The organism is Spirosoma horti (assembly GCF_054776595.1).
In genome coordinates, this window is record NZ_BAAHBQ010000003.1 from 278,082 (window position 1) to 300,429 (window position 22,348).

Below are 22,348 nucleotides of genomic sequence, written 5' to 3' on the forward strand. Positions count from 1 at the left end.
TGGTCTGCCAGCTTCTCAGTTATTCGCTTTTCAACACCCTAGCCGGGTTTCGGCGAGCGGCTTTCAGCGTTTGTGAGCCGATCAGTAGGAAGGCCAGGAACATGACAATCGCAACACCGATAAGCAGCCCGCCAAGACCAATCGGCTGGTGATAGGCGAAGTTGACAAGCACCACTTTGTCGAAAAAGAGGTAAGTGGCCGGAAGCGCCACCAGCGTAGCCATCAGGAGCAGAGTTAAAAATCCTTTACTGAGCAGATAGATCAGGCCAGTTTCGCTGGCTCCCAGCACTTTACGGATGCTGATTTCTTTCAAGCGTGTTTCTGTCGTGAACACGACCATACCGAACAAACCCAGCGAGGCAATACAAATAGCCAGGAAGGCAATGAAACCAATGACCTTCACCATCACGGAGAATTGGCTATAAGCCAGTTCAATCTGATCGTCGTAGAATTTGGCATCCATCGGATGGATCTTATCCACTTTCCGCCAGGCATTTTCAATACTCGCCATGGTGCCAGCCAAATCAGTCGAGCCGATCTTAACATTCAGGTATCCCCAGGGCTCATCGGCCGAGTAGCGGAACATGACGGGCTCGATCTTTTTATCCATCGTCCCATAATGAAAATCCTTTAAAACGCCCACAATGGCGAGCTTCTGCCCATCCACGGTTACAAGTTTACCCAAGGCTTCTTCAGGATTTTTTTTGGCGATGTTGAACCGTTTCAGTACTTGCTCATTAACAATGATTTCGCTCTCTTCTCCCTTTTTGGGCCGCCGGGTGAAATTTTTTCCGGCTATTAATTTATGGTCATGGACGGGCAAATAATGCTCATCCACATGATTTAACCAGACCATGGCCGAATCCCGGGGATCGGTGTATTTCATGCTGGTTCCATGAATGCTTCCCAGACTGGTAATCATCATCGACTGAGAAACGTCACGCACAGCCGGAATTTCCGACAACTCTTTAGCCAGTACGTTTCCCTTGTTGCCCTGCAACCGAATATTTAAAATGTTGTCCGTCGTGAAGCCCAGGTCAAATGAAATAAAGGCACGGTACTGATTATAGCCGATCAGGGTTGTGGCAATAAACATCAGCGACAACGTATATTGAATCACAATCAGCGCTTTGCGCATACTGACCCGTTGGAATACTTTCATCGACGAGGCATCTTTCAGAACCTGAACGGCGTTGATCCGAGAAAAGAACAGAGCGGGAAAGAAACCTGCGGCCAGGCCAACCAATACCGCCAGGCCAATAAAATAGAGGATGATCCGGGGCGACAGCTCAAGGGAAACCAGATCACTAATATGGGAGTTAAGGGCCAGAAAATGAGTGCGTAAGAACAGAAACAGAGCAACTGAAAACACCAGCGCCAGTAATGAAATGATTACCGATTCGACCATAAACTGCCCCAGCACATGACTTTTTAGCGCACCGTTAATTTTACGGATACCCACCTCCCGCGACCGTCGGAGTGAACGGGCAATGGACAGGTTGGTGTAATTGAAACAAGCCGAGAGAATAATAACGAAGGCCAGACCGCCTAAAATCCAGGCGACCAGCGGTATCATCGTGGGCCCAATCGAGTTATCGAGTTTCCTGCCTAAGGCCGCTTCTTTTAGCGGTTGAAGCGCTACGGTAAACGTTTTATTCCTGATGGCAGCGTTCTCCTTCGTATTCAGTTCAGCCAGAGCCGCCTGTAGCGGACGGCTGGTTGTGTTCTCTGGCAAAACGATGTAGACATAGTTCTGCCAGACATTTTCCCAACTGTAAAAATTAGGATCTTTTTTGGCAAGTAGCGCATCCGCCGTAGCAAACGATACAAGTGCCTCAAACCGGAGATGGGATAGCTTAGGAACGTCTTTGGCAACGCCCGTAACCGTATATGCAAGGCTATCGAAGCGGACGATTTTGCCCAACGGGTCGACCTCCCCAAACAGTTTTTTTGCCGTTTTTTCGGTTAATATCAGCGAATAGGGCTCTTTCAGCGCCGTAGCCGGATCACCCTTAGTCAGGGGAAATGTAAATACCTTAAAAAATGACTCATCTGCCCACAAAGCATCGAGTGGCACGATGGTTTCCTGAACATGGGCGTCGCCATAAAACCCATTTCGGAGAACGGTCACCGCTTCTAAACCCGCTATTCTTTTACGAATTTCCGTTCCGACTTTAACCGATGTCGACGCCATGTCTACAGGCGTGTGATCCGATTCCTGATACGTCGTAATGATACGGTATGTTCGATCTTTCTTTTCCTGAAAATCATCGTACGAACGTAAATCGCTAACAAAGGCAATAACGAGCAGGCCCACCGACATACTAACCGCCAGGCCAAAAATGTTAATGAACGAAAATAATTTGTTGCGCACCAGACTGCGCCGGGAGGTTTTGACATAGCTGCCAATCATGATCCAATGAATGAAAAGGTTGATAAAATCGGGAGTACGAACGGTATACATCCTGAAAAACTTCAGGGCATCAAGACAGTAAATCAGCCGGGCGCGCCGGGTCCCTTTAGCTTTCAGGTTACGCTCAAAATATTCATTCAGATCTCCTTCCAGATCTTCCAGTAGATCAGGGTTGCAATACCAGCGCAGCAGACGTTGCGCCCAACGGGGCGGCTGGGGAGCGCCTGATTTAGCCTGGTCTGCCCAATCGTGCTGGCGGGTAAATCGTTTCATATCGAGCCTTCCAGATCGAATCCGGGTATAATGTTCCAAAGCGATTCGCGTACCTCTCTTGCTTTCGTGAGGGCTACTTTTCCAGCATGGGTTACTTCATAATAGCGTTTCCGTTTCCCTCCCCGCGTACTGGTTGCATCGCCCAGATGGCTTTTCACGAGCCCTTTTTCTTCAAGCCGATTCAAAACAGCATGAACAACGCCCAGTTTGGCCGAGCGTCCCGTATGTTTTTCCAACTCATCGCAAACGGCCACACTATAAGCGTCATTGACCAGTGCCGCAATGGTCAGCAGCACCAGTTCTTCAAACTCGCCCAGGTTACTTCCCTTCATGATTTATTAATCAATATACTTCGGCTATTAATTCACTAAATGTATGTAAAATAGTTTTATTAAGTAAGTATTTGTATGTAAAACAATTTCTGTCCATAAAAATGGATTTTCAGGGAGTCCACCCAGCGGCTACAGCACATGCTGCGTCACGCTACAACTAATTTATTGAAATCAGCCCAGCGTTTTACGCGTAGATTGATTAACCGTTTCAGGTGCAACTCATTCAGAAACACATTCGACCAGTTATCGAAACGCTGGCACTGAACGCCCAGATAGAAGAAATATACGCTCAGGCCCAGCATGGGCAACAGACTTTTCTCTTCCTCGCTAAGCTTGGTAACCGATTCATAGCCAGTCAAAAAGCTTTCTTTCTTTTTCCTAAACTCGGCCTCATCGGCTTCCGTACTGTGAATCTGTAGGATGTAATAAGCGACATCGGTACACAGCAGTCCATTCCCGCAAAAATCAAAATCGAACAGCGTTACCTGATCGTCTTTATTGATATTCAGGTTGTCGAACCAAATGTCCAGATGCACTGTCCCTTCCCGCGTTTCCGTATGGTCTATTCTCGAAAATTCCGCTAATAAATAGCGCTGAGCATCGTAGAGAAAGTTCATTTCAGCCGAATCATTTGGCAGGAATGGCTTTACCGACTTAACGGAATCGACCAGCATGAGTTGTGGTGTGTAGCTTACCCGATCCAGTTTCAGGTTATGCGTGAGTTGGTGAAACCGGGCCATGATCTGCCCGATCTTATGGTGTAGTTCCTCCGAAAACGTCAGCAGTTTCTCCCCTTCGGCAAACGAAAACAAGACACCCAGGCGTCGCCCCTCAGGCGCATCCAATTCCTGAATAAAGGTACCGGCTACATCAGCCAGCGGATAGGATACCGGCAGCCCGTTTTCCTGCAAAAGCGTCAGTAACTGCAACTCTTCCCTTATTTCGATTTCGGTACGCCAGTTAAGGCTATACAGTCGAAAAACGGCCTTTTGGGTGCCATCCGTCACTAGATAGGAATGATTGACGCCTGCTTTTAGTAACTGACAGGATGTGTTGTCACGAAGGTCGTATTTCCCCTGTAGAAATTGGCCCAGATGAGCCGACGACAAGATGGAGGATGTAACTGGAAAAGTGGGCATAGCGGAATGATGGGTCTTGGCTATAAACAACGTGGAGCCAGGTTCTCAAACCTGGCTCCACGTCAAAATTATACTTTGTGATTTGTACTTACCTTACAATCCCAACACCTTCTTATTGAAAGCGTCATCGGCACCGGTTCCGGCAAAATCGTCGAAGGCCCGTTCCGTAACCCGGATGATGTGACTGTCGATGAAGGGGGCTCCTTCAGCCGCGCCCACTTCGGGGTGCTTTAGCGCACATTCCCACTCCAATACGGCCCAACGGTCATAATCGTATTGCGCCAGTTTGGAGAAGATTCCCGAGAAGTCAACTTGGCCATCGCCTAACGAACGGAACCGGCCAGCCCGCTCAACCCAACCCTGGTAGCCGCCATAGACGCCCTGCTTGCCCGTCGGATTGAACTCAGCGTCTTTCACGTGGTAGGCATAAATACGGTCGTGGTAGAAATCGATGAATTGCAGATAATCAAGCTGTTGCAACACAAAGTGGCTTGGATCATAGTTGATGCCAGCACGGGGGTGATTGCCCACTTTTTCCAGAAACATCTCGAACGTGATGCCGTCGTGCAAATCTTCGCCGGGGTGAAGCTCATAGGCCACATCGACACCGGCTTCGTCATAGGCATTCAGAATAGGCAACCACCGATCAGCGAGTTCTTTGAAACCCGTCTCAACCAGACCCGCCGGACGCTGTGGCCAGGGATACACGAAGGGCCATAGCAACGCACCCGAAAAAGTAGGACTGGCCTTAAGACCAAGATTCTTGCTGGCTTTCGCCGTCATCATCAGTTGGTCAACCGCCCAGGCCTGCTGGTCTTTGGGCTTACCCGCCAACTCCGCCGGGCCGAATCCATCGAACATGGCCCCGTAGGCCGGATGAACGGCAACCAGTTGCCCTTGCAGGTGAGTCGCGAGCTCAGTGATTTCGACACCGATATCCGTCAACTTTCCTTTCAGCTCGTCGCAGTAGGTTTGGCTCTCCGACGCTTGCTTGAGATCGATCAACCGCGAATCCCAGGTTGGAATCTGGATACCTTTGTAGCCCAGATCAGCCATGTATTTGGCAATCGTATCGAGCGAATTAAATGGGGCTTCGTCACCCAGAAACTGGGCAAGAAATATGCCCGGACCTTTCATTGTCTTCATTCTTCTATGGTTTGATTATCAGGCTACTACTGCACGATACGCTCCTTAAATCTCCACCCAAGCCTGCTTGCGGTTGCTTTCCAGAATTTTTTCGCAGATGAGCAGTTCGCGATAGCCATCGGCGAAGGTTGGATACGTTGGTCTTTCGGGTTGCTTGCCAGCCTCAATGGCATCGTACACTTCTTTGAATAACTGCTTCGAGGTATCGGGGAATCCTTCGTTGTGACCACCGGGGAAACTGATGACCGACCGGGCTTCGGGGTGAGCCAGCGATGGATCGCGCATAAACGACTCGTTGGCGCCGTCGCGGTTACCAATCCACATTTCGTTGGGCGCTTCAGAATTCCAGGCAAACGTTTTCTTCGAGCCGGCAATTTCTAACCGCATCTGGTTTTTACGACCGGCTGACACCTGCGATACCGTGATGACACCCCGATTGCCGTTATCAAACCGCAGCAGCACGTTGGCGTGGTCTTCGGTATTGATGGGGACATCGGCGTAATCTTCGGGCTGGAGCATCTTACCCGAGTAGGTTTCAACGGGTTTGAGTGGCTTCTTCCGCACTTTATGGACCGTGTTAAAATCGGCCATAACGGCTACCGTTTTCAGGCCCGTAATGTATTCCAGACTGTCCATCAGGTGAGAGCCAATATCAGCAATGGCCCGCGAATCGCCCGACTTATCCGGTTCGAGCCGCCAGTTATAATCGGTGTCATAAAACAACCAGTCCTGCAAATAAGAGCCAATGACGGAATACACATCGCCCAGAGCTTCCTGCTCGCGCATTACCTTCATCTGACGAACGAGTGGGTAATAGCGCAGGTTGAAGTGAACCGCATTGACCAGACCCGTTTGGGCAGCCAGCTCAACCAGTTCTTTGGCTTCGTGCAAATCCTTGGCTAATGGTTTTTCACAAACAACGTGCTTCCCCGCCAGCAATGCGGCTTTCGACTGCGAGAAGTGCAGGAAGTTTGGGGTACAGATGTGTACTACTTTAATATCGTCCATCGCCAGCAGTTCGTCGAATGTGCAGGAACGTTCGATACCGAGCTGGTCCGCTTTCTGGCGCGCTAGTTCGGGGGTTACTTCGCAGAGGGCGAGGACGTTTGTGTTAGGCAGGCGACGCAGGGCTTCGATGTGCGCGGGACCGATGAATCCGGTGCCGACAACACCGATGTTGATTTTTTGCATGAGGGTTTGGTTTAACGAGCGAAAGAGTGAATAAACGGTCCGCCGTGGCGGTAAAAAGTCTGCCGGATGGCTTCGTTCCTGCGTTCATTCACTCTTTATTTCAGTCGCTCACTGTTTTTCAGGATTTAGATAAATTTTTAACTAACTAATAGCCTTCATCGAGTAATCGGTAGCTCGTTCACCACTTTGGCAAACCGCTCATTTGCTCTTTGCCTTTTACTCAACAAACTTAGTCCACTTTGTCGAATCATCCTGACTCGATGCAATGACCGTGTCGATAAAGGCCAGACCACGAACACCGTCTGCCGCTTTCGGGAAATCATAAATCGGGTCAGCCTCCCGACCTTCCATATGCGCTTTCACGGCATAAGCAAAGTTGCGGTATAGATTAGCGAAAGCTTCAAAAAAGCCTTCGGGGTGACCGGCCGGTAAGCGCCAGTGTGCCGATGCCGACGCTGACAAGCTTCCCACGTTCGGGCGGATGATGCGCTGGCCTTCCTGCGTTTTGTATTTGAGCGTATTGGGCTCCATCTGATGCCACTCAATACCGCCCAGCTCACCCCAAACGTAAATTTTGAGCGAGTTTTCTTCGCCATTGGCAATCTGACTGGCGTGCAGAACACCCTTGGCTCCATTGTCGAAACGAAGCAGCACATTGCCATCATCATCAAGTTGACGACCCGGAACGAACGTCGTTAAATCCGCACAGAGCTCGGCAATTTGTAGGCCCGTAACGTACTCCGCTAAATTTTCGGCGTGCGTACCAATGTCTCCCATACAACCCGCAGCCCCGGATCTGGCCGGATCAGTACGCCAAATAGCCTGCTTGTAGTCATTATGCTCTTCATCTTTTGAGAGCCATCCCTGCGGATATTCAACGACCACTTTCCGGATCTTGCCGAGCTTCCCGCTGCGTACCATATCACGGGCTTCTTTCACCATTGGGTAGCCGGTATAGTTGTGCGTTAGGCCAAACACCAGCCCCGACTTCTCAACAATAGCAGCCAATTCTTTCGCTTCGGCCAGATTCAGGGTCATGGGCTTATCGCACATCACATGAAAGCCATTTTCGAGCGCCATCTTAGCGGGCGGGAAGTGCATGTGATTCGGCGTCACGATAGACAAAAAATCCATTCGCTCGCCTTCGGGCAGCGCCTTTTCCCGCTCAATCATCTCCTGAAAGGAAGCGTAAACACGGTCTTCGGGTAAGTACAGGGCGTGACCGGTTGCCTTCGATTTATCGGGCGATGCACTGAAGCAGCCACAAACCAATTCGATTTCACCATCGAAACCAGCGGCCCGGCGGTGAACGGCACCAATGAAGGCATCAAGCCCTCCGCCAACCATACCCATTCGCAATTTTCTATGCATTGGTATTGATGTTGAGAGTAAACACGTTAGAAAAGGGTATTTTAGTGTTTGGTTTACTGTAGTCCATGGTTCAACGGGTTGTGCTTTACCTTTTGTGGTTGGCTGACCCCGGCAATACTCATACGCCATCCAACTGTAAACCACAAACGGTAAACTATGAACTAGAGCCCCTAACTCTTTTTTTACGGCCGAAAATTAGCTGTTTTCTCTTATTTTTCGGAAATTTTGCACAAAAACGATCCCCGGGTGGGGAGTTTATGGAATCTACTGTCTTTTAATTTTTTAATTAACTCTGTCGCTAAACCACTTAAATCCCTCTTGCAGAAATGAACCTAACCATTAATCGTTCGCGGCTGTTCAACGCCAGTTGCTTTTCGCTTATCACCACCGCCATGGCTTTTGCCATCCGGGCTGGTGTCCTCACCCAGTTGGGTAAGGAGTTCAATCTGACAGCCGAACAGCTAGGCTATGTCAACGCTATGGCTTTTCTGGGTTTCCCGATTGCCATGATTTTTGGCGGTCCGCTCTACAACGTAATTGGTCCCAAACGCATCGTATGGGTGGCTTTCGCTACGCACATACTGGGTTTGGTAATGACCATTTTTGCGGGTGGCTACTGGACATTGCTCCTGTCGACTTTCTTCGTCGGATTTGGCAATGGTACGGTAGAGGCTGCCTGTAACCCCATGATTGCTGATATGTATGACGGGAATGTGAAGATCAAAATGCTTAGCCGCTTCCACATGTGGTTCCCGGGCGGCATTGTTATCGGAACTCTCGTATCGAAATTTATGACCGATGCTGGCTTGGGCTGGCAATTGCAGATCGGAGCCATTCTGATTCCGGCTGTAATTTACGCTTTCATGTTTTTGGGTCAACAGTTTCCGGCTAGTAAAGTAGAAGGCGCTGCCTCTACCGGCGAAAACCTGAGAGCCATGGTTTCTCCCCTTTACTTGTTCATGCTGGCCTGCATGGCACTGACCGCTATTTCGGAGTTCGGCCCTGAGCAGTGGGTTGGTCCAATTCTGGGAAAAGCAGGTGCTAGTCCAATGCTTATTCTGGCTCTGGTAACGGGACTGATGGCCGTTGGCCGGTACTTTGCCGGACCCGTTGTGCATAACCTCAATCCGACCGGTGTATTGCTCGGTTCCGCCATTTTTGCTTCCCTGGGTGTTTATCTGATGAGCACCGCCACGGGTCCAATGGTGTATGTATCGGCGGTCGTTTTTGCCATTGGTGTATGTTATTTCTGGCCGACCATGATCGGTTTTGTTGCCGAATACATCCCTCGCGCGGGCGCCTTCGGTATGTCGATCATGGGTGGTATGGGCATGTTTGCAAGCTCTATTTTCCAGCCAATCATTGGCAACTGGCTCGATGAAGAGACAGCAGCGGCTAAGGGGCGGGGTCTTACGGGCGATGCCATTGAGTTGGCAGCCGGACAGGCAACGCTGGCCCACATGGTTATTTTCCCAGTGATTCTCATCCTCGCGTTTGGTGGCTTGTACTTCTTCATGCGCAACCGGAAGCCAGGTCACGTAGATGAAACGGTTATCCTGGAACAGCCTCAGCTGTAAGTTATCGAATCAAATAATCTATTAACGGAAAGGCCTGAAATGAAATCATTTCAGGCCTTTCCGTTAACTAAACAATTAAAAGTCAGTTAATTATACCGTAATTGTTAAACGTATCGCTTACTTTATTGTCTGTCAGTTAATTTACTGATCTAACGTTCAATCAATAAGGCGGTGGCACTACTCGATGCGTACACAACGCCCCTAACGGCGGCTCAGGTCGCTCACCTTCTTCGGAGGGCCACCTTCGGCCCTACCCCCGAGCAACTCAAGACGCTAACCGGCCAAACGGCCGCGCAGATCGTTACGACTCTGCTGGCCGACCAGCCAACGCCTGCTCCTCCGCTCGATCCGGCCACGAGCAAGCCATTTCATGACCAGCCATTCAACGCTGCCAACGCCGGTAAACTGAACACATACGTCAAAATGTGGTGGGCTAATCTGATGCTCAATCAGCCGGTGTCTTTACTCGAAAAGATGACCCTGTTCTGGTCCAATCACTTCGTTACCAATATCACAACGGTTAATGATTATCGGTATATGTATCGATACAATGCGTTGCTCCGGCAATTTGCATTGGGCAATTTCAAATCGTTCGCCGTCGCCATTACACAGGACCCGGCCATGTTACGGTTTCTGAATGGAAACCAGAATCTGGTGGGCACGGCCAACGAGAACTACGCCCGCGAGCTTCAGGAACTCTTTACTATTGGGCGTAACGGCGGCTACACCGAAGACGATGTCAGGGCAGCCGCCAAAGTCCTGACCGGCTGGGTAGATGCGGGGTACCGCGATATAACCAATGCTCCCATCAGCAGTTCCTTCAAGGCCAGCCGACACGACACCACGGACAAAACATTCTCGGCTACCTACCAGAATACCATAATCAAAGGGCGGTCGGGGGCTACAGCGGGCCTTGACGAATTAAATGACCTGCTCGACATGATTCTCAAAAACGGCGAAACACCCCGGTACATCTGCCGAAAACTGTATCGCTGGTTTATCAACGCCGATATTCCGGCCTCGGTCGAAACGAATTTCATTCAGCCGCTGGCCGATCTGTTCCGGAAAAGTAATTTCGAGATAAAGCCGGTCATGAGCGTTCTTTTACAGAGCCAGCACTTTTTCGATGACGCCTTGCGGGGCGCCATCATCAAATCACCTACTGATCTGGTGGTCGGCACGTTCCGATTTTGGGGGTTACAGGCACCCGCCCCGGCTCAAAACATAACGGGGTTCTACCAGATTGGCAGTTATATAAATGCCCGCGTTATGGAAGAGCAACAGGATTTACTGAATCCACCAACGGTATTTGGCTGGACAGCCTACTACCAAACGGGTTATTATCAGCAGTGGATCAACTCGACAACGCTCGGCCTGAGGGGCTATTTCGGTGACTCACTCACCACCAATGCCCTGAAACTAAACGGCAAACCAGCTATTGACGTTTTGGCGTATGCCAAAACGCTTTCCAACCCCGGCGATGCCGCTAAGCTGGTAAACGACTTTACGACGCAACTGCTGGCGCTCTCGCTCGACCAGACGCAAAAAGACTTTCTGACGGATACCATCCTGCTGAACTCCATTCCCCGCTACGAGTGGACCAGCGAATGGAATGAGTACATTAACGCGCCCTCCGATACCGCCAAAAAGCAGGCGGTTCAGTTAAAACTGACGGCTTTTCTGCAATATATTTTCCGCATGGCGGAGTATCAGGTAAGTTAACTCCACTTCGGCGGCCAGATTTCGCTCATTAACCCATGAAACGTCGTAATTTTCTACAGCACGCAGCCTCATCGCTGGTCCTTCCGGTTCTTATTGACGGCTTCGGAGCGAAGGCGTTTGCGCGGCCGTCGTCATTTGTGCAATCACTCATAAATCTGGCCGATCAAACGGACCGGGTGCTGGTCATCATTCAGTTGCAGGGTGGCAATGATGGGTTGAACATGGTCATTCCGCTCGATCAGATGAGTGTGTATACAGCGCCAAACTTTCGGGGGAATATTGCCATTCCCGAAGCCAAAGCCCTTCGACTTAGAAACGTTTCCCAAACGGGCCTGCACCCGGCCATGACCGGCATGCAGCAACTGTTCAATGACGGCAAACTGAGCATTGTTCAGGGCGTATCCTATCCAACGCCTAACTTCTCGCACTTCAGAGCCAGCGATATCTGGATGACCGCCGTTGACTCTACTCAAACTGCCGCATCGGGTTGGGCAGGCCGCTACCTCGACAAGCAATATCCCGGCTTTCCGGATAGTTATCCAACCACGAAAATGCCCGATCCGCCAGCCATTCAGATTGGCTACGTTACAACTACCTCGCTGCTTGGCCCCACGGATTCCATGGCCATTGTTCTACAGGACCCCGACACGTTTGCCCGGCTGGTGGGCGATACACCCAAAAATCCGCTTACGAGTCAGTCAGGGTATGCAGGCCAGCAGATTGATTACATTCGGCAACAACAGGCCAGTTCGGTCAGTTATGCCGGTCAGATTAAAACGGCCGCTGGAAAGGGGAAAAATCTGGCAACCTATCCGGCAATGAACTCGCTGGCAGCGCAGCTAAAAATCATTGCCCGGCTCATTAGTGGTGGCTTGCAAACGAAGGTTTATTATGTGACGCTGGGTGGTTTCGATAACCACGCCAACCAGGTCGATGCTACGGACACCACGACGGGGACACACGCGAACTTACTACGCACCCTATCCGACGCTGTGCTGGCTTTTCAGACCGACCTGGCCCAGTTGAAACTGGAAGACCGGGTGGTGGGCATGACCTTTTCGGAGTTTGGCCGACGAGCCATTTCCAATGGTAGTCGCGGTACGGACCATGGCACTTCGGCACCCATGTTTGTGTTCGGAACAGCTATCAAATCACCCATGGTGGGCAAAAACCCGAACCTCAGCGATCTGGACAACAACAACCTGAAAATGCAGACCGATTTCCGGCAGGTGTACGCGGCTATTCTCACGGACTGGTTTAGTACCGATGCCAGCACCGAAACAGCCGCCTTGTTTCGGGATTTCCCGGTGGCTACTGTCTTCAGAGCTCCGCAGGTGGTTACGGCCCTTGACCCGACAGAAACCGGTACCCGGCTCTATCCCAATCCGGCATCGGGTGACCTGGTTCTTGAATCGGACTGGCTGGTAAAAGGGCTGAAATCGGCCCAGGTTTCGGATATGCAGGGGCGGCTAATGCCGTTGAATCCCGTGCAGTCAGCGCCGGGTTCCGTTCGGTTTAACGTGGGAAATCTGCCCGTTGGCAATTATGTATTGCAGGTAGAGACGAGTCAGGGCTTGTTAACGAAGCGACTATCCGTGGCCCGGTAATAATTATTCGTTACCTTGTTTGCGTTAATTCGATTGAGCCAATGGCCCCTCTTACGCGTAGGCAACACCTTTATGCCCGGTTCCTTGTGGTGCCGATAGCTGCCTTTGTCGCAGCGCACCTCGTATTTTACCGCCGTTTTCCATCAGAAATCAATTATCAGTTCCCGTGGCCTTACTTTCTGACCGTAGCCACCGTCATGTTAAGCTGTTGGGAAGTAAATCTGGCTATTTTTCGGCGACTGGATCAGCAACTACCTTTCTATAAAAATCCGGCAAAGCGAATTCGGCGGCAAATCATTTTTGGCGGCCTGGCCACAATGACCACATTTTCAATAGTGTTCCCCCTGGCTATCAGGCTTTATAGTGGCGCCTGGCCTTTATACCCGACTGTCATTTCGGGCATATTTGTTTGTGCGACCATTGCCACCGTGGTAAATGGAGCGTATGTTGGCCTGTATCTTATCCAGACTATCTACCTCGAAAAGCAGCAGACTACTCAGGAGTTAACTAATCAACTGACGCGACTTGCGCCTGCTCATTCGGAAGACTTACTTCGGGTTGAGGCTGGGAACGGGCAATGGCGTCTACGGCCCGACGAGATCGCTTATTTTTATTCTACAGGAGGGCTGGTATTACTCATCAAGTCCGACGGGCAGCAACTGACAACCGCCTACACGTCTTTCACAAAGCTGGGCGATCTGTTGCCGGAAACTTCTTTCTTTCAACTCAGTCGGCAATTTATTGTCAACCTGAACGCCATTCGATTTGTACAGGATGATGTCAATCAAAAGCTTTTAGTAGGCCTTATGCCGGCTTTGCACAAGAACGATCCCCACGAACGAGTCATTGTAAGTCGCTATCGGAGCGCCCAGTTCAAAAAGTGGTTCCGGTAAATTGAAGTTGCTTGACCATTCATGCCAGCATTGGCTACCTTTCGTTGATTATGCCGCTCCTGCAGTCGTAATAGCCACTTTGGCGGTGTTTCCTTTGCATACCGGGCTGTTAGCCCCGCATAAACTATCGGAAACCATGCAACCCAATTTAGTGTATCTGCTCACAAAGCCACCCCTCTGGCTGGCTGTTTGCTTCGCCCTGACAACGGCGCTGACTTTATTTGCCTTCCTGATGGCCGTTCGGCAATCTATGCCCAAACGTACATTTCCTATACTGATGGGCTTGCTCATCTGGCTATTTGTGTTAGGCTTATTGGCTAGTCAGGACTTTTTCCTCAACCTGAATGCACGACCACCCCGGCTGCCACTGGCGGTGGTACTTCCGATTCTGCTGATCATTACCTTGTTCGTCTCGCGGGGCGGGCGCCGGTTTCTGGATGCGCTATCACTCCCGGCGATTACTTACCTGAATACCGTTCGAGTGCCGGTGGAGATCGTCCTGTATGGCTTATTTGTTCACCATCAAGTTCCGCAGTTGATAACGTTTGAAGGGCGCAACGTTGATATCATAGCCGGTCTGACGGCACCGCTGGTGGCTTATTTTTCCTTTAATCGCCCAGTCCTGTCAACGCGATGGCTTTTGCTCTGGAACGTGCTGGCTCTACTGCTTCTGATCAATGTCGTCACATACGCGATCCTATCGACACCATTGCCTTTTCAGCAATTTGCCCATGAGCAGCCTAACGTAGCAATTCTGAAATTTCCCTTTATCTGGCTACCTGGTTTTGTGGTTCCAACAGTGCTTCTGGGGCACTTAGTGGCCATTCGGCGATTGGTCATGGCCCGGTCTTAACGAACCAATGGCTAGCCTGTAAAACAGAGAAGAGCAAGCAATTAGTTGGAAAGCTGAGCGGATTGACTGGCCTTCCCGAATCGGTTCTGGCTATCGTAAGCCAGCCCAAGACCAACGCTGGAGAGCTTGTTCTCATCGGCGATGGCGGCATTCGGAAATAGTTCTTTAAAGGCCACTTGGATCGAATGCACTTCGGTGGAGCCGCCCGTAAGAATGACCAGGTCAATGGCTTCCCGCCGAACGCCCGCATCCTGCAGACACTGCCTGGCCGAATCGGCTATTTTCTCAACTTCTTCTTCGATAGCCTTTTCAAACAGGTCGCGTCTTATCAATATAGAGAAATCTTCCTCAATAAAGTCGAAGGATGCTTTGTGCTCTTTATTGCCGGTAAGGGCAATTTTTGTTTCTTCAGAAGCGGCCAAAAGTGTGTGCCCCGTTTCGTGTTCAAGTACATGCAGCAGCCGACCGTAGCGCTTTTTATCGTGCGATTCGTGCAGCAGCTGCCGGGTTTGCGTAATCAATTTTGGTGTGTAGAGAAAGTTGACCTTACTCCATTCAGCCAGGTCGTGGTACTGCTTTAAGGGCACTTCGAGATTTTTAGCCCCATACGTACTCCGGTAACCCAATTCGGGCATGATGGCCGCCAGACTCAGCTCTTTATCGAAATCGTTGCCGCCAATCCGAACACCTGTGCTGGCCAAAATATCCGAAGATCGATCCGTTTTATGGATGGAATTTTTCGACAGCCTGATCACCGTAAAATCCGAAGTTCCTCCACCCAGATCGACCACGATCGCCAGTTTTTCACCAATCAGTTTAACTTCATGGGCAAAGGCTGCAGCGATCGGCTCAAACTGAAATTCAATGTATTTGAAGCCAATGCGCTGAGCAATGGCCCGAAGCTCATCCTGTGCCCGGCTGTCGGCGGCCGGGTCATTATCAACGAAGTGAACCGGGCGACCCATCACCACGTGCTCAATTTCCTGACCGGCTGCCGCGTCGGCTTTATCTTTCAGTTGCTTTATGAACGAGGCTATAATAGTCGGGAAATTCATAGCAGCGCCATTGACAACGGTTCCCTGTTTCATGAGCGACGTGCCCAGCACCCGCTTCAAGCTCCGCATGAAACGCCCCGGTTGTCGATCCAGAAACATATTGATGGCTGCTCGGCCATAAAATGGCTTGTTATCGTCGCCCCGGAAGAATAGAGCGCTGGGTATAGTCAGATGCGTCTGCTCGACCGGAACCAGCCCGACTTCGCCGTTCTTGTCAATGGCTATACTTGAGTTTGATGTACCAAAATCTATACCGCAGGAGATTATCGTCATTTCCGTCCGTTTCAACTATCGTCGTGCAAACACCTGGCTGCGGCAGGCGCAACTAGTGAAACCGAACTGGCGATGCACGACTTTTATCAAATAAAAGGGCGCAAATCTACTTCTAAAATATGATTTTGGTATCAGAAGCTTAGTAGAGTATAGAGCAAGTTTGTCTATTACGCAATATTGCTGTGGCTTATTGGCTCAAATTAACCAATCCCTTACACCACGAATCCCAAACCAGCTACTTCTTCAATTTCTTGAAATCGTCTAATGTGCCGGTAATTGTCGAAGCAAAGGTGCTGTTGGCGAATGATGAATTGCCTTTTTTGTCGATAAGCTTGCAGCGGAACTTAACCGAATAGGGCGTGTCTTTCTTATCGAACAACATCTTAGGCAACACGCTCAGCGTTTTACCCGGATGCGCCGTTACCGGAAAGACGACGGGCGTTGTGGCCTGTGCTTTTATTAGAATTGGCTCGGGCTGGGCTCCATCCGCGATTTCTTTACCATCGATAACCACCGTATAGTGCGCATCGGTAATGTTGAAGGGCATTTTATTTCTATTGGTAATGCTTACTTTAGCCGCCACATCAGTTCGCTTCAGGCCCAGCTTTCCAAAGTCGATGTCATCGATTTTGACCTTCGGCAGATAAAGCGTTGGCATTCGTTTATCCACCGTCGTCACAAATGTTTTCTGGCCCAGAATAGGCACATCGAGGGCAAATTTCGCCTGCATTTTATAATTGGTACTATCGATGTCTTTTCGGTCGAGGGTTTCGAGCACCTTGATCATTTTTTTATACACCAGCTTAGCGGGCAACACAACCAGTGTACTATCCCCCGATTTTACCTGAATTGGCTTTTTATACGCATCGACCATCACGGGTGTATTGGCGATAAAGAACGTATAATCCAGTTTGGGGGATTTGAAACCAACCGGCAATGGATTGTCGATGAGCATATACAGGTTCATCCGGATGGTATCTTCATCGATGTCTGTAATGGCGAATCGACTCATTTCCAGACGCGGCTTCATCGTATTATCATACGGCTTACCGGTACTTGTTTCCTTATCCCTGATATTCCGGTACCAGATATAGGCTCCTATGCCGCCAATGAGCAACAGCACGAGCACAACTAACCCTCCCTTTTTCATAACGCGTTATTGGTTAATAAGAAGGAGCAACAACTGCGTTAACGTTGGTGTTCAGATTTTGGGCAGGTTATTAGGTACTGTATCCTTTCAGAATGGGTTAAACTTTTTGACGGCATGCCGGTCTTATATACACAACTCATTCGTTAAACTACCATGCGAACTGCTTTGCTTGGCATGCTGCTTCTGACCGCTGCCTGTCGCCGTCCGTCCACCCAATTTGCGTCTATGCTTACGCCCGCCAATCAGGTAAACATTACCGATTATAGCCAGCAATTAAAATCAGGAGACGACCTCGTCGCGATCGGCAACAATCCGGCCTGGTCATTGACCATCAACGCATCAAAGAATTTCCTGCGATTCAAAGGGCAAAACGGCGACAGCCTCACAACACCGGCTCCCGAGCGCCAGCCTGACTCAGACGGTTTGATTCGGTTCAGCACCGGCACCGACTCGAACCGGATCAACATCGTATTTCGACCTGATAGTTGCGTGGATAAGTTATCCGGCCAACGGTATGATTACCGGGTCGAAGTCGATTTTCGGGGTAAAAGTTACGTAGGCTGTGGCGCTTCCCTGCGGCAACTCGCGTTACTGAACGATATCTGGGTACTCACCGAATTGGAAGGCAGTCCGATCGTGGCTGGTGGCCCCCGCAAGGAAGCGCCCCGTTTGGAGATTTCCCTCTCTGAGGGCCGTGTTACGGGCACAACCGGTTGCAACCGACTCAATGGCACAATCAAGGCCGACACGCGTCAGATTCTGTTCGGGCCACTGGCCACTACACGAATGGCTTGCGACAGTAGTATTGCTCCTATTGAAAGCAAATTCCTGAGCGAGTTAACCCATCCATTGACCTATCGAATTGGCGAAGGCCAGTTAACTTTCCTGTCGAAAGGGAAACCGATCATGACATTCAAGAAAGTAGATTAACCGCTAATTACCCTTTATTTTAAGCGAGCGGCTACACGATAGCGTTCGCTTTTTGTTTATATTTGTTTCTCAATAAAAGTCAATCGGATCACCAAATAAGTTAACCTTTCGATTTTCTTCATAGTCTACCCAAGCAATCTGCATAAATTGAAAAACTCTATGAAAAACCTACGGCTTCCCGCCCGCGCCTTGCTGCTGGCGGGCGTGCTGGCAACGGCTGTGCCCGGCATAATGCTGCCTGCTGAGGCCCAAACGGCGGCCAAACGTGTAACCAGCAAATCGACGGTGGTATCGACACAAAATTCCGTTGCGCTGAATCGTGTACTGGTCTTTTCCAGAACCAAAGGCTATCGTCATGCCTCTATTCCAGTTGGAAAACTGGCGATTATGAAACTCGGCAAGGAGAATAATTTTGCCGTCGATACGACCGAAGATGCCTCGAAGTTTACCGAAGCTAACCTCAAGCAGTACAGCGCCGTAATCTGGCTCAGTACCACTGGTGATGTGCTCGATGATGCGCAGCAGGCCGCTTTTGAACGATACATTCAGGCAGGGGGCGGCTATGTGGGCATTCACGCTGCCGCCGATACCGAATACGACTGGCCCTGGTATAATAAACTGGCGGGCGCCTGGTTCCTGAATCACCCCAAACAGCAGAATGCTGAAATTGAGATTATCGACAAAAATCACCCGTCGACCAAGATGCTGCCCGACCGCTGGAAACGCTGGGACGAGTGGTATAGCTACAAGAACATTCAGCCGGACCTGAAAGTACTGGGCAAACTGGATGAGAAAACCTACGAAGGCGGCAAAAACGGCGATAATCACCCCTTTATCTGGCATCATGATTTCGAGGGCGGTAAGGCATTCTACACAGGCGGTGGCCACACCGATGAGTCGTATAGCGATCCGCTGTTTCTGCAGCATATTCTGGGCGGCATCAAATCCGTTATGGCGACTAGCCTGAAATTCGGTCAGGCCAAAACACAACCTTTCCCCGAAGAAAACCGATTCGATCGGCAAGTGCTGACAGCTAATCTGGATGAGCCAACCGAGTTGGTCGTACTCGACAATGGTAAAGTACTGTTCGCAGAACGGAAGGGCGCATTGAAATTGTACGATCCCAAAACGAAGGCGGTGAAAGTGGTTGCCAACTTCCCCGTATTCACCAAGTTTGAATACGGTCTGATGGGTCTGAACGTTGACCCGAACTTCAAACAAAACAAATGGGTATATGCCTATTACTCGCCGATAACGGGCAAAACGGTAGCAGATACGGCTCAACACTTGTCGCGGTTTGTGTATGATGATGTAAAGGATACCCTACTGATGAGCACTGAAAAAGTTCTGTTGACGATTCCCGTCAAACGCGATGGCTGCTGCCATACGGGCGGTTCGATCGCCTGGGACCGGAAAGGAAACCTTTATTTATCGGCCGGTGACGATACGAACCCGTTCAACTCTAATGGGTTTGCACCCATCGACAACCGACCGGGCCGTAGCGGCTGGGATGCCCGTTTAACGTCGAGCAACACCAATGATCTGCGCGGAAAGATCATGCGTATCCATCCCGAAGCAGATGGCACGTACACCATTCCCGAAGGCAACCTATTTCCAAAAGGCACGCCTAAAACCCGCCCCGAGATTTATGTCATGGGCAACCGTAACCCCTACCGTATTTCGGTCGATCAGCGCACGGGCTTCCTGTACTGGGGCGAAGTGGGTCCTGATGCCGGTGAAAACAGCGAGAAATATGGCCCCCGTGGTCATGATGAGATGAACCAGGCGCGCAAGGCGGGTTACTTCGGCTGGCCGCTGTTCGTGGCCGATAACCGGCCGTATAATGCCCGTAATTTCGCGGATAGCACCACAGGGGCGCTGTTCGACCCGATGAAGCCGATCAATAACTCGCCACACAACACGGGCCTGACGGAGCTTCCTCCGGCACAAAAAGCGTTTATTTACTACCCCTACGCCGACTCGCCCGAGTTTGGCCCGATTGTCGGTAAAGGTGGTCGTAATGCCATGGGTGGCCCGGTTTATTACTACGATGATTATGCCGAATCGGCGGTGAAGTTTCCCCGCGCTTACGATGGCAAATTCTTCGCCTACGACTGGATGCGTGACTGGATTCACCCGGTAACGATGGAAAAAAACGGTGACTTTGTGAAGATGGAGACGTTCATGCCTAGCACGAAGTTCTCGCACGTGATCGACATGCAGTTTGCCAATGACGGCTCTCTCTACACCCTTGAGTATGGGCAACAGTGGTTTGCTGCCAATGCCGACGCCCGCCTGTCGCGCATTACCTATAATGCGGGCAACCGTAAACCCGTTGCCATGGCCAGCGCCAGCAAAACGGTTGGTTCAGCTCCATTGACGGTGAAATTCGACTCGAAAGGATCAATGGACTATGATGGCGATGCCCTGAAATATGCCTGGTCGTTCGGAAACGGCATGCCCAAGCAGTCGACGCCAAACCCTACAGTTACGTTCAGTAAGCCAGGTACCTATCCGGCCACGCTAACAGTGACCGATGCCGCCGGACATGTAGCCACGAAAACCATGGAGATAAAGGTTGGTAACGACGAGCCAAAAGTGGAAGTAGCCGTAGCCGGAAACAAGACGTTTTACTTTCCTGACAAACCGGTTAAGTATTCGGTAAAGGTTATGGATAAAGAAGATGGCACCTTACAGAAAGGCATTAGCCCCGAGGATGTGACCATGACGATCGACTACCTCGAAGGTTTCGACAAAACGATGCTGGCACAGGGCCACCAGGCTAATTTGGGCTTCTCGTCGGGTAAACGCCTGATCGAGCTGAGCGATTGCAAAGCCTGTCATGCTATCGACAAAAAATCGATTGGACCGGCCTATATGGATGTTGCCAAGAAATACAAAGGTGCTTTCCAGATCGAAGGAAAACTGGCGCGCAAAGTTATTACGGGTGGCGGTGGCGTTTGGGGCGAACAAGCCATGAGTGCGCACCCTCAACTGAAAGAAAGCGAAGCGACCGATATGGTACGCTATATTCTTTCCCTAGCCGACGAAAAGAAAGCGAACCGTCAGCCATTAGCCGGTGATTATGTACCCGCTCAACAAAAGAAGGACGGCTCATACATCCTGACCGCCAGCTATACCGACCGGGGCAACGGTGCGATTGGTCCATTGACGGGCTCAACGTCACTAGCCCTGCGGTCGCCATCTGTAAAAGCGGTTTCGGCCGATGGCAAGCAGGATATTTTCCAGTATGACATTCCTAAACTGGGGCCAGCCGCTATCGGCACAAAATCGGGCAGCTATCTAGTGTTCAACGACATTGATCTAACCGGTATTCAAAGCATTTCACCATCCGTATTTGCCTCTAACGATCAGGTAGCGGGTGGTAAACTCGAAGCGCGGCTCGATTCGCCCACGGGTACCCTGCTTGGAGAAGCCGATGTCAAGAAAGGCACCGAAGGCGCAGTTAACCTCCCCTTCCGCCAACCCGTTTCGGGGGTTCATAAGCTCTATCTGATTTTCATCAATCCCGAAGCCAAACAGAAACCGCTATTTGCAGTCGATAAAGTACAGTTCTCGACACAGGGCATGTAAATGAACTCCATCTGTAAAAACGAAAAGCGCCCCAACCAGGACTGGTTGGGGCGCTTTTCGTTTGAAATGAGTCTATCAATACCGGATTCCGGCCCAGCCATATGGAGTTTGGCGGGCGCTTATCCGATCAGCAATATGTTGCTTAATCAGGTCATCATAGGCGGCATCAGTTAACTTCTTCCCTTTCTGCTTCGGCAGCTTCAGATCGTCGGGCGTGAGCGGACGAAAGGCCACACTAACGGCTTCAATTGTTACGTCGCCATCATTAACATCCAGTTCAAGAATGAGTCCGGGCAGGCCGTTCATGCGTTCAGGGCCAGCCGATACAGGTATATCCTGCGCAAACCAGGCGGTTAATTTCTGCTTCTTGATCGGGTCTTCCGTTTCAGCTTTCATGCAGATGTAGCCAGCCACCTCCTTAATCTGGTTCCCGATTTTCCAGACCGGCGCGTGCAGTGAATCATCAACGATGTAGGTTTTACCCAGCATTTCGATAATGTCTGTCTTTTTATCTTTCTCGAAATTACGGTACAGGTAGAACTCCGATTTCCGCCTAGAGTACCCCCCTTCTTCCGGTTCATCACTATTGTATGTGTATAGGCTTTCGCTTGGGCTGAAAGCCAGTTTCATCTTGTCCCCTTTGCTTTCCGCTTCCCAGTTTTTCCAGGTTTGGGTTTCGCGATCTTTCTGTTCCTGGCTCAGGAATGTCAGGCGGTTAGTAATTTTCAGCCAATGTTCTTTTCGAACATAGGTAACGACACCTTCGGTTTTCTGGGCGATTGTTACCGAACTGGTCAGCAGGCACAGGAGTATGACTATATTTTTCATA

16 protein-coding genes are annotated in these 22,348 nt (G+C 50.4%); 7 read left to right on the forward strand and 9 right to left on the reverse strand.

Translation table 11 applies throughout. The features are described from left to right. Positions 1-19: 19 nt before the first annotated feature. From ACYVAM_RS09055 to ACYVAM_RS09080, 6 genes are all read right to left on the reverse strand, one after another. Positions 20-2,686, reverse strand: a complete 2,667-nt coding sequence (locus ACYVAM_RS09055) for an ABC transporter permease (protein WP_461066095.1) — start codon at positions 2,684-2,686, stop codon at positions 20-22. After that, positions 2,683-3,018 (reverse strand): PadR family transcriptional regulator, encoded by a 336-nt coding sequence (locus ACYVAM_RS09060; protein ID WP_461066097.1) that lies wholly within the window; start codon positions 3,016-3,018, stop codon positions 2,683-2,685. The genes ACYVAM_RS09055 and ACYVAM_RS09060 overlap by 4 nt, the downstream gene beginning before the upstream one ends. A 146-nt stretch (positions 3,019-3,164) precedes the next feature. Further along, entirely contained in the window at positions 3,165-4,157 is a 993-nt protein-coding gene (locus ACYVAM_RS09065) for a phosphotransferase (protein ID WP_461066099.1), read from the reverse strand. 93 nt (positions 4,158-4,250) lie between these two features. Further along, complete coding sequence (locus tag ACYVAM_RS09070; protein ID WP_461066101.1) at positions 4,251-5,303, reverse strand: sugar phosphate isomerase/epimerase family protein; 1,053 nt, start codon at positions 5,301-5,303, stop codon at positions 4,251-4,253. 45 nt (positions 5,304-5,348) lie between these two features. Further along, a complete protein-coding gene (locus tag ACYVAM_RS09075; protein WP_461066103.1) occupies positions 5,349-6,494 on the reverse strand; it encodes a Gfo/Idh/MocA family protein in 1,146 nt (381 codons plus the stop codon). A gap of 216 nt (positions 6,495-6,710) precedes the next feature. Further along, positions 6,711-7,847, reverse strand: coding sequence for a Gfo/Idh/MocA family protein (locus ACYVAM_RS09080; protein WP_461067048.1), 1,137 nt, complete (start codon positions 7,845-7,847; stop codon positions 6,711-6,713). A gap of 344 nt (positions 7,848-8,191) precedes the next feature. Here ACYVAM_RS09080 and ACYVAM_RS09085 point away from each other — a divergent pair, with 344 nt between their 5' ends. The 5 genes from ACYVAM_RS09085 (at position 8,192) to ACYVAM_RS09105 (ending at position 14,517) form a co-directional block, all read left to right on the forward strand. Next, positions 8,192-9,442 carry an MFS transporter gene (locus tag ACYVAM_RS09085; RefSeq protein WP_461066105.1) on the forward strand — a complete coding sequence of 417 codons (1,251 nt, stop codon included), beginning with the start codon at positions 8,192-8,194 and terminating at the stop codon, positions 9,440-9,442. A gap of 171 nt (positions 9,443-9,613) precedes the next feature. After that, positions 9,614-11,164: a DUF1800 domain-containing protein gene (locus ACYVAM_RS09090; protein ID WP_461066107.1), complete on the forward strand. Its 1,551-nt coding sequence runs from the start codon at positions 9,614-9,616 to the stop codon at positions 11,162-11,164. A 35-nt stretch (positions 11,165-11,199) separates the two neighbouring features. Next, positions 11,200-12,771, forward strand: a complete 1,572-nt coding sequence (locus ACYVAM_RS09095; protein WP_461066109.1) for a DUF1501 domain-containing protein — start codon at positions 11,200-11,202, stop codon at positions 12,769-12,771. A 41-nt stretch (positions 12,772-12,812) separates the two neighbouring features. Continuing rightward, a complete protein-coding gene (locus ACYVAM_RS09100) occupies positions 12,813-13,664 on the forward strand; it encodes a LytR/AlgR family response regulator transcription factor (protein WP_461066111.1) in 852 nt (283 codons plus the stop codon). Between the two features lie 136 nt (positions 13,665-13,800). Next, on the forward strand, positions 13,801-14,517 hold the full coding sequence (locus ACYVAM_RS09105; RefSeq protein ID WP_461066113.1) for a hypothetical protein: 717 nt from the start codon (positions 13,801-13,803) through the stop codon (positions 14,515-14,517). Positions 14,518-14,558: 41 nt separating this feature from the next. On the opposite strand, the gene ACYVAM_RS09110 is transcribed toward ACYVAM_RS09105, so the two are convergent. Together ACYVAM_RS09110 and ACYVAM_RS09115 are read right to left on the reverse strand one after the other, a co-directional pair. Next, positions 14,559-15,845: an Hsp70 family protein gene (locus ACYVAM_RS09110; RefSeq protein ID WP_461066115.1), complete on the reverse strand. Its 1,287-nt coding sequence runs from the start codon at positions 15,843-15,845 to the stop codon at positions 14,559-14,561. 235 nt (positions 15,846-16,080) lie between these two features. Beyond that, positions 16,081-16,995 (reverse strand): LEA/WHy family protein, encoded by a 915-nt coding sequence (locus ACYVAM_RS09115; protein WP_461066117.1) that lies wholly within the window; start codon positions 16,993-16,995, stop codon positions 16,081-16,083. A 153-nt stretch (positions 16,996-17,148) separates the two neighbouring features. On the opposite strand from ACYVAM_RS09115, the gene ACYVAM_RS09120 reads away from it, so the two are divergent. After that, positions 17,149-17,925: an META domain-containing protein gene (locus ACYVAM_RS09120; protein WP_461066119.1), complete on the forward strand. Its 777-nt coding sequence runs from the start codon at positions 17,149-17,151 to the stop codon at positions 17,923-17,925. Positions 17,926-18,084: 159 nt separating this feature from the next. Next, complete coding sequence (locus ACYVAM_RS09125) at positions 18,085-21,519, forward strand: ThuA domain-containing protein (protein WP_461066121.1); 3,435 nt, start codon at positions 18,085-18,087, stop codon at positions 21,517-21,519. 75 nt (positions 21,520-21,594) lie between these two features. Here ACYVAM_RS09125 and ACYVAM_RS09130 read toward each other — a convergent pair whose 3' ends face one another. Then, positions 21,595-22,347 (reverse strand): GLPGLI family protein, encoded by a 753-nt coding sequence (locus ACYVAM_RS09130; protein WP_461066123.1) that lies wholly within the window; start codon positions 22,345-22,347, stop codon positions 21,595-21,597. Position 22,348 lies beyond the last annotated feature (1 nt).